The 7,796-nt window shown below is 66.0% G+C and carries 11 protein-coding genes; all 11 read right to left on the bottom strand.

What is annotated here, in order from left to right; all coding sequences use genetic code 11:
• Positions 1–68 precede the first annotated feature (68 nt).
• Positions 69–356 carry a hypothetical protein gene (locus AC13C7_RS00635; RefSeq protein WP_482866272.1) on the bottom strand — a complete coding sequence of 96 codons (288 nt, stop codon included), beginning with the start codon at positions 354–356 and terminating at the stop codon, positions 69–71.
• A gap of 21 nt (positions 357–377) precedes the next feature.
• Positions 378–1,019 (bottom strand): phosphoribosylanthranilate isomerase, encoded by a 642-nt coding sequence (locus AC13C7_RS00640; protein WP_172320581.1) that lies wholly within the window; start codon positions 1,017–1,019, stop codon positions 378–380.
• A gap of 18 nt (positions 1,020–1,037) precedes the next feature.
• Positions 1,038–1,379 (bottom strand): lipopolysaccharide assembly protein LapA domain-containing protein, encoded by a 342-nt coding sequence (locus tag AC13C7_RS00645; protein WP_172320580.1) that lies wholly within the window; start codon positions 1,377–1,379, stop codon positions 1,038–1,040.
• A gap of 3 nt (positions 1,380–1,382) precedes the next feature.
• Positions 1,383–1,673: an integration host factor subunit beta gene (ihfB, locus tag AC13C7_RS00650; RefSeq protein WP_446121564.1), complete on the bottom strand. Its 291-nt coding sequence runs from the start codon at positions 1,671–1,673 to the stop codon at positions 1,383–1,385.
• 260 nt (positions 1,674–1,933) lie between these two features.
• On the bottom strand, positions 1,934–3,616 hold the full coding sequence (rpsA, locus tag AC13C7_RS00655; RefSeq protein ID WP_172320578.1) for a 30S ribosomal protein S1: 1,683 nt from the start codon (positions 3,614–3,616) through the stop codon (positions 1,934–1,936).
• A gap of 255 nt (positions 3,617–3,871) precedes the next feature.
• The gene (locus AC13C7_RS00660; RefSeq protein ID WP_482866273.1) at positions 3,872–4,183 is read right to left on the bottom strand and encodes a hypothetical protein; all 312 of its coding nucleotides are present in this window, start codon (positions 4,181–4,183) and stop codon (positions 3,872–3,874) included.
• Positions 4,180–4,785, bottom strand: coding sequence for a (d)CMP kinase (locus AC13C7_RS00665; RefSeq protein WP_446121568.1), 606 nt, complete (start codon positions 4,783–4,785; stop codon positions 4,180–4,182). Before AC13C7_RS00665 ends, AC13C7_RS00660 begins: the two co-directional genes overlap by 4 nt.
• A 38-nt stretch (positions 4,786–4,823) precedes the next feature.
• Positions 4,824–5,348 carry a hypothetical protein gene (locus tag AC13C7_RS00670; RefSeq protein WP_482866274.1) on the bottom strand — a complete coding sequence of 175 codons (525 nt, stop codon included), beginning with the start codon at positions 5,346–5,348 and terminating at the stop codon, positions 4,824–4,826.
• On the bottom strand, positions 5,348–5,749 hold the full coding sequence (locus tag AC13C7_RS00675; RefSeq protein ID WP_172320574.1) for a GFA family protein: 402 nt from the start codon (positions 5,747–5,749) through the stop codon (positions 5,348–5,350). The genes AC13C7_RS00670 and AC13C7_RS00675 overlap by 1 nt, the downstream gene beginning before the upstream one ends.
• A complete protein-coding gene (locus tag AC13C7_RS00680; RefSeq protein ID WP_172320573.1) occupies positions 5,746–6,147 on the bottom strand; it encodes a GFA family protein in 402 nt (133 codons plus the stop codon). The genes AC13C7_RS00675 and AC13C7_RS00680 overlap by 4 nt, the downstream gene beginning before the upstream one ends.
• A gap of 68 nt (positions 6,148–6,215) precedes the next feature.
• Entirely contained in the window at positions 6,216–7,568 is a 1,353-nt protein-coding gene (aroA, locus tag AC13C7_RS00685; RefSeq protein ID WP_172320572.1) for a 3-phosphoshikimate 1-carboxyvinyltransferase, read from the bottom strand.
• Between the last annotated feature and the right edge of the window lie 228 nt (positions 7,569–7,796).

A 7,796-nucleotide genomic window follows, 5' to 3' on the forward strand; every position in this document is an offset into this window, starting at 1 on the left:
AAGGCCGGGAATGGCTGGCTGCTTAGGCATCGGCGGGCTCCTCTGTCATCCGCCAGAATCCTACCAGATCACGCCGAAATGGGGAGGTTCTTCAGAGAGTCCTTAGAGACCAGAACCGTTTCGCCCGGATCGCACGCCTCAAGCTCCGTGCTGCAGGTCTCGAAAAAAGACACGCCATTAACATTGCCGCTGGAGATCCTGCCGGCTCTGGCCTGATCGAGGGAACGATTGTCGGGATAGACGATACCGTGGGTTTTCAGAGCCTCGACACCAAGAGCGAGAGCCGTCTGAATGGCACTGGTGCCGGTCTTCCCCTGCCCCACATGGGCGATCAGGTGTTTATCCGTTTCGGACATTGTCTCGCCACTTCCAGTCTTTCAGTCAATGAGAGCCATTCCAAAAGCCGCGATGCGCCCCGCATCCTTGACCCCCGGCGCGCTTTCAACGCCAGAGCTGACATCGACCTGGCGCGCGCCGGTCAGGCGCACCGCCTCGGCCACGTTCTCGGGCGTCAGGCCACCGGCCAGCATCCAGGGTCTGGTCCAGTATTTGCGGCCTGCCAGCAGCCGCCAGTCGAAGGCCAGCCCGTTGCCGCCGGGCAGGTCGGCCCCCTTGGGCGGCTTGGCGTCGATCAGAAGCTGGTCGGCCACCGGGGCATAGGCGTCGATCGCGTCAAGGTCTGCCGCCTCGGCCACGCCTATGGCCTTCATCACCGGCAGGCCATAGCGCGCCTTGACCTCGGCCACGCGCGCGGGCGTTTCGCGTCCATGCAGTTGCAGCATGTCCAGCGGCACGCGGGTCGTGATCCGGTCCAGCAGCGCATCGTCGGCATTGACTGTCAGCAGAACCTTGGCCAGCCCCGCCGGCACCTCGACGGCCAGCGCGGCCATCCGGTCGGGATCGACATGGCGCGGCGATTTGGCGAAATGCACGAAGCCGACATAGCGCGCGCCCGCATCGGCGGCGGCACGGATATCCTCGGGCCGGGACAGGCCGCAGATCTTGACGGAGATGGTCATCTGCGCCGCCGGTTCGGCCTATTCGACCAATGCCAGCACGTCATCCTGGCTCTCGCGTTTCTGGCCGCGCAACTGGGCCACTTCGCGGGCCAGGCGGTCGCGTTCCTTGCGCTGCGCCTTGGCCTCGGCCCGCTGGCGGTGTTCGCGGAACCATTCCCAGACGAAGCCGATCAGCAGACCGGCCACGATGCCGCCGAGGATGACCAGGAAGAGCGGCAGGGTGACGATGAAGTTCCAGTTCACCCACTCGGCCAGGTTGTCCGGCAGCACGGTCAGGGTCACGGGCTCGCGGTTGGCCAGCGCCAGCAGCACCAGCACCAGGGCCACGACGGCCAGAAACAGATACTTGATGAAACGCACGGGTCAGTTCCCCTCCAAACCGTTCAGCCTGTCGCGCAACAGCTTGCCGGCCTTGAAGAAGGGAACATGTTTCTCTTCGACCTGGACGCTTTCGCCGGTGCGCGGGTTGCGCCCGATCCTTGCATCCCTCTGCTTGACGGAAAACGCGCCGAAACCGCGCAGTTCCACCCGGTCACCCTGGGCCAGGGCGCCGATGATCTCCTCGAAAATAGCGCTGACGATCCGCTCGACATCGCGTTGATAGAGATGCGGATTTTCATCAGCCAGTTTCTGGATCAATTCCGAACGTATCATCCAAACCCCCCGGTTACGGATTCTTGTCGCTACCCACCGACTATAGGCAGAAAGACCGGCGAGGGAAACGGAAAGCCGTTGGAAAAGCGGGGAAATCTGTGGGCATAGGGCCGCATCCGGCAGCTTGCCGCCGATCCGACGGGGGTCGGTGCCACCGCGGGCGGCAAAACCACAGGTTGTATCGGCATCTGATTCGGGGCCGGAACGATAAGGGCCCCGCGTTGCCGCGAGGCCCCAATTCACTGGTCTGACACTGAAAATCAGTCGTCGTCGCCCTTGAGCGCGGCACCAAGGATATCGCCGAGCGATGCGCCGGAATCGGAGGAGCCATACTGTTCGACGGCTTCCTTCTCTTCCGCGATCTCGCGGGCCTTGATCGACAGACCCAGACGGCGCGAACGGCTGTCCACGTTGGTCACGCGCACATCCAGCTTGTCGCCGACCTGGAAGCGCTCGGGGCGCTGTTCGGCCCGGTCGCGGCTGAGGTCCGAGCGACGGATGAAGGACTTCATGCCCTCATGCTCGACCTCGATGCCGCCATCCTCGATCGAGGTGACTTCAACGGTGATGATCGAGCCGCGCTTGATCCCGTCGATGGCTTCCGCGAAGGGATCGCCGTCCACCGCCTTGATCGACAGCGAGATGCGCTCCTTGTCGGTATCCACCTCGGAGACCACGGCCTGCACGACATCGCCCTTGCGGTAGTTGCCGATCACGTCTTCGCCACGACCTTCCCAGGTCAGGTCGGAGAGGTGCACCATGCCGTCGATGTCGTTGTCGAGACCCACGAACAGACCGAATTCGGTGATGTTCTTGACCTCGCCCTCGACCTGCGTGCCGACGGGATACTTCTCTTCGAACTCTTCCCACGGGTTGCGCATGGTCTGCTTGAGGCCGAGCGACACGCGGCGTTTCGCGGTGTCGATCTCCAGCACCATGACCTCGACCTCCTGGGAGGTGGAGACGATCTTGCCGGGATGCACGTTCTTCTTGGTCCAGGACATTTCCGAGACGTGGACCAGACCTTCGACACCGGGCTCCAGCTCGACAAAGGCACCGTAATCGGTGATGTTGGTGACACGGCCGGTATGCACCGAGCCGAGCGGATACTTGCCTTCCACCAGGGTCCACGGATCTTCCTGCAGCTGTTTCATGCCCAGGCTGATACGGTGGGTTTCCTTGTTGACCTTGATGACCTGCACCTTGACGGTTTCGCCGATGGACAGGACGTCCTTGGGGTCGTTGACGCGGCGCCAGGCCATGTCGGTGACGTGCAAGAGGCCGTCGACACCGCCCAGGTCCACGAAGGCCCCGTATTCGGTGATGTTCTTGACGATCCCGTCGACCACGTCGCCCTCGGAGAGCTTGCCGATGACCTCGGCGCGCTGCTCGGCGCGGGACTCTTCCAGGATGGCGCGGCGCGAGACGACGATATTGCCGCGGCGACGGTCCATTTTCAGGATCTGGAAGGGCTGCTTGAGGTTCATCAAGGGGCCTGCGTCGCGCACCGGGCGCACATCGACCTGGCTGCCGGGCAGGAACGCCACGGCACCGCCCAGATCGACGGTGAAGCCGCCCTTGACGCGGCCGAAGATCGCGCCTTCGACACGCTCCTCGTCGGCATAGGCTTTCTCCAGGCGATCCCAGGCGGCCTCACGGCGGGCCATCTCGTGGCTGATGACGGCTTCGCCACGCGCGTTCTCGACCGAGCGCAGGAAGATCTCGACCTCGTCGCCGACCTCGATCTCGGGGGCTTCGCCAGGGCTTGCGAATTCTTTCAGATCGACACGGCCTTCCATCTTGTAGCCGACGTCGATGATGGCTTGTCCGGCTTCGATCGCCAGAACCTTGCCTTTGACAACCGATCCCTCCTGGGGGGTGTCAATCTCGAAGCTTTCTTCAAGGAGGGCTTCGAATTCCTCCATGGATGCGTTTTGAGCCATGTGGTCTCAGGTTCCTTTTGTGGTCGTTTTTCTGGCCGCGCGGTTGTCTCCGCCGGTCTTGGGATGATCGTTGGTCAGGCGGGATGCAAAACAAAGAGGGCCGGAGGTGTCCCGACCCTGCCCGTCTCGATGTTTTGCGGTGGTTTCCACCTTGTCGACGGGGGCGCGTATACTAGAGCCCGTGGCGCGGCGCAAGCGAGGAGTCGAGGGGAAATGGTCCGGGACCGGCAATCGCGCCGCCCCGCCCGTTCTGCGTCACTTGCGCGTCAGGGTCAGGTAATTGTTCATGCCGAAGGTGATCGCCCACACCGCGAGGATCGCGCCATGGGTGTTGGAGACTTCTATCTCGGCCTCCTCGCCATCGCCAAGCGTCAGTTGCATCGGTTTGGAGCGGGCCCAGTCGATGCGGGCCTGCACGGTCACGGGGCCGGCGGCGACGTCGAACTCGGCCCGGTCATTGCGCCTGACCTCGCCCGCATCCGCCCCGTCGATGAGGATCCGATAGGCGCGCATGCGGTCGGCATAGCCGCCGCCACGGCGCAGGATCAGCGTCGCGCGTCCCGTCATTGGCGCGCTTCGATCAATGCGATGGCGCGCGCCACCGCCTGGTCGACCGACATCCCGGACGTGTCCAGCAGCAGCGCATCCTCGGCGGGTTTCAGGGGCGCCGACGCGCGGGCGCTGTCGCGGGCATCGCGGTCGCGCAGATCGGTCAGCACCTGGGCCAGGGTGATGTCGCGGCCCCGCTCGACCAGCTCCTTGTGACGCCGCCCGGCGCGGGTCTGGTCGTCGGCGGTGACGTAGATCTTGATCTCGGCATCGGGGCAGATCACCGTCCCGATATCGCGCCCGTCCAACACCGCGCCGCCCATGCGCCGGGCAAAGGCGCGCTGAAAATCCAGCAGCGCCGCGCGCACCTCGGGGATGGCGGCGACCCGGCTGGCGGCCTGCGCGGCCTCGGCGGTGCGCAGGTCGGGATGTTCCAGGTCATCGGGGCGCAAGGCGCGCGCGGCCTCGGTCGCATCCTCACCTGCCAGGGTGCGCTGCCCCACGGCCCGGTAGAGCAGCCCGGTATCGAGATGCGCAAAGCCGAAATGTTCGGCCACCGCCCTGGAGATGGTCCCCTTGCCCGCCGCCGCCGGCCCGTCGATTGCAACCGTGAATGCCATGGACAATGGCTAGCCGCGCCGGAACGGAACCGCAAGGGTCACGATACGCCGCGCAACCTGCGCCAGCCGCGCCACAGGACCAGCAGGAGGAGGGCCGTGAGGCAGAATGTGACCAGCCCCGATTTCAGCACGGTCGCCAGCGACGCCGCCTGTGCCATCGTCTCGGTGGTTCCCTGGGGTCCGGCCAGCAGCATGGCGTGGACGCGGGCGTTCTCAAAATAGTCGAACCCGGCCCCAGCCAGCGCCGCCACGACCAGAACCACACGCGGCAGCGTTCCGGGCCCGAGCCGGAGAAAGCTCCAGGCCAGGAAGAGCCCCAGAAGCGCCGGGTAGGCCCGGTCCAGCCAAGCCTGCGGCCCGAGATAGAGCGACAGCCCCTCGGGGGTGAGCGCGGCGAGGAAATTCAGCGCCTCCGTGTGGGTATAGCCGAAGGGGCGCATGTCGAAGGGCATCAGCCCGCCCGCCGCTTCGGTGATCGCGGGCAGGGTCCAGAGCAGCATCGCGGCATAGACCCCCGCCCCCGCAAGGAAGACCAGTCCGTAGAGGATGTTGCCCGCGCGCATCAGCCCACCTGTGTCGTCAGGCTCGGATCGGCGCCCTCGACCTTCGGCAGGCCGTCCGCGATCTCGTAGTAATCGCCCTTGTCGGCGCAGAAAATATGCCCCTTGATCCGCAGCCCGGTCGGGGCATCGAGCGTACCGGCGAAGATCGACAGATGCGTCCCCGGCCCGTCCCAGAAGAGGTTGCTTCCACAGGTCGGGCAGAACCCTCGCCGTGCCCCAGGGGAGGAGCGATACCAAGTTACCTCGCCCCGGATCGCAACACTCTCGCGCAGGGCCGAGGTTGCCGCGACATGGTGGCCGGAGGTCTTGCGGCACTGCCGGCAATGGCAGGCGATCACCGGACGCAACGGGCCGGAGACGGTGTATGTCACCGCGCCACAGAGGCAGGATCCGCGCGTCACGGGTCCACCTGCGGGCCGCTGCGCCCGGCGGCGAAACAGGGCAAACCGTCGCTGGCCCGGTAATAATCGCCCTTGTCGGCATAGAAGATGTGCCCGTCCGCCTTCAGCCCGGTCGGCGCATCCAGAAGGCCCGCCATCAGGTAGGCCAGCCCGTCGAATTCCTCCCAGACCAGCGTGCTGCCACAGGTGCCGCAGAACCCGCGCCGCGCCTTGCCGGGGGTGCTGTCATACCAGGTGGGGGTGCCGTCCATCTCGATATCGCTCCACCTGACCGGAACCCCCGGCGCGACATGGCCGGTGCTTTTGCGGCATTGCGTGCAATGGCAATAGGTGACGGGGCCGAGCGGCCCGGTGATGCGCAGCCGGATACCCCCGCAGAGACAGGATCCCGTGATCATTGGCGTGGCCTCCCGCTGCAGTCCCTCGCGAAACGATGCGTCGCGCCGCACGCCCCGGTCAAGCGGTCCTAGCTGTTATTCCGCACGATGTCCGCGCCGAGCCCCTTCATCAGCGGCTCGAAGATCGGGAAGGAGGTGGCGATCGGCCCGCCATCATCGACATGGACCGGCTCTCGCGCTGCCATGCCGAGGCAGAGGAACGCCATCGCGATGCGGTGATCGAGATGGCTGGCCACGGTCGCCCCCCCCTTGACGCTGCCCGCGCCCTGCCCCTCGACGCACCACCAATCGGGGCCATCCTCGACCGTCACGCCATTGGCCCGCAGGCCGCTGGCCATGGCCTCGATCCTGTCGCTTTCCTTGACCCGCAACTCCTTGACGCCGCGCATCATCGTGGTGCCTGTCGCATTGGCCGCGACGACCGAGAGGATGGGGTATTCGTCGATCATCGAGGCGGCACGCTCGGGTGGCACCTCGATCCCTGTCATGTCGGGCGAGAACCGCGCGCGCAGGTCGGCAACGGGCTCGCCGCCTTCCTCGCGCATGTTCTCATAGCTCAGGTCGGCCCCCATCTCCTGCAACGTCGTGAAGAGCCCCGCCCGCGTCGGATTGAGCCCGATCCCCGGCACCAGCACGTCCGAGCCCGGCACGATCAGCGCCGCGCAGACCGGGAAGGCCGCCGAGGACGGATCGCGCGGCACCACGATGGTCTGGGGCGTCAGTTCGGGCTGGCCGGTCAGGGTGATGACACGGCCCTCCGCGGTCTCTTGGGTGGTGATCTCGGCGCCGAACCCCGCCAGCATCCGCTCGGTATGGTCGCGGGTGGCCTCCGTCTCGATCACCACGGTCTGCCCCGGCGCGTTCAGCCCGGCCAGCAACACCGCCGATTTCACCTGCGCGGACGGCACCGGAACGGTGTAGCGCACTGGCAGAGGCTCCTCCGCGCCGACCAGAGTCATCGGCAGCCGCCCGCCCGCGCGCCCCACGGCGCGGGCCCCGAACAGCGCCAGGGGGTCCGTGACCCGCGCCATCGGCCGCCCGTTCAGGCTGGCATCGCCGGTGAAGGTGGCGGTAATCGCGGTGGTCGCCATCGCCCCCATGATCAGCCGCACGCCGGTTCCCGAATTGCCGCAATCTATCACCTGCCCGGGCTCGGCAAAGCCGCCGACACCGACGCCATGCACGACCCAGTCACCACCGCCCAGATCCTGCACATCGGCCCCGAAGGCGCGCATCGCGCTTGCGGTGTCCAGCACGTCCTGCCCTTCCAGAAGCCCCGAGATCCGCGTCTCGCCCACCGCCATCGCGCCCAGGATCAGGCTGCGGTGGCTGATCGACTTGTCGCCCGGCACCTCGGCCACGCCGGAAAGCGGCCCAGAGGGGCGGGAGGTCATCGGGATCGGGGTGCCATGGCCGGACATGCGCGCTTCCTTCTCAGAACAGATCAGCCCCGCTGATAGCGCCAGACCCGGGGCCGTCCACTCCCCTGTCCCCGCTTCTTTGTTCTGCAAATATCCAGTCCGTTTGGATTATGCGATGATGGTTGCGGGCGGGAGCTCGTAAATATCCAGATGCTTTGAGCTTTCAAAGACATCGTCTCCGGGCTTGAGCCCCGCCCGCATTGGTTTGTCCTGCACACTTGATTGGGA

It is taken from the genome of Alterinioella sp. B-7, assembly GCF_056857775.1.

Excerpts from the sequence above, each read along its gene's own strand:
- AC13C7_RS00635 (WP_482866272.1), bottom strand. The coding sequence starts at position 356 with ATGTCCGAAACGGATAAACACCTGATCGCCCATGTGGGGCAGGGGAAG.
- AC13C7_RS00640 (WP_172320581.1), bottom strand. The coding sequence starts at position 1,019 with ATGACCATCTCCGTCAAGATCTGCGGCCTGTCCCGGCCCGAGGATATC.
- ihfB (WP_446121564.1), bottom strand. The coding sequence starts at position 1,673 with ATGATACGTTCGGAATTGATCCAGAAACTGGCTGATGAAAATCCGCAT.
- rpsA (WP_172320578.1), bottom strand. The coding sequence starts at position 3,616 with ATGGCTCAAAACGCATCCATGGAGGAATTCGAAGCCCTCCTTGAAGAA.
- AC13C7_RS00660 (WP_482866273.1), bottom strand. The coding sequence starts at position 4,183 with ATGACGGGACGCGCGACGCTGATCCTGCGCCGTGGCGGCGGCTATGCC.
- AC13C7_RS00665 (WP_446121568.1), bottom strand. The coding sequence starts at position 4,785 with ATGGCATTCACGGTTGCAATCGACGGGCCGGCGGCGGCGGGCAAGGGG.
- AC13C7_RS00670 (WP_482866274.1), bottom strand. The coding sequence starts at position 5,348 with ATGCGCGCGGGCAACATCCTCTACGGACTGGTCTTCCTTGCGGGGGCG.
- AC13C7_RS00680 (WP_172320573.1), bottom strand. The coding sequence starts at position 6,147 with ATGATCACGGGATCCTGTCTCTGCGGGGGTATCCGGCTGCGCATCACC.
- aroA (WP_172320572.1), bottom strand. The coding sequence starts at position 7,568 with ATGTCCGGCCATGGCACCCCGATCCCGATGACCTCCCGCCCCTCTGGG.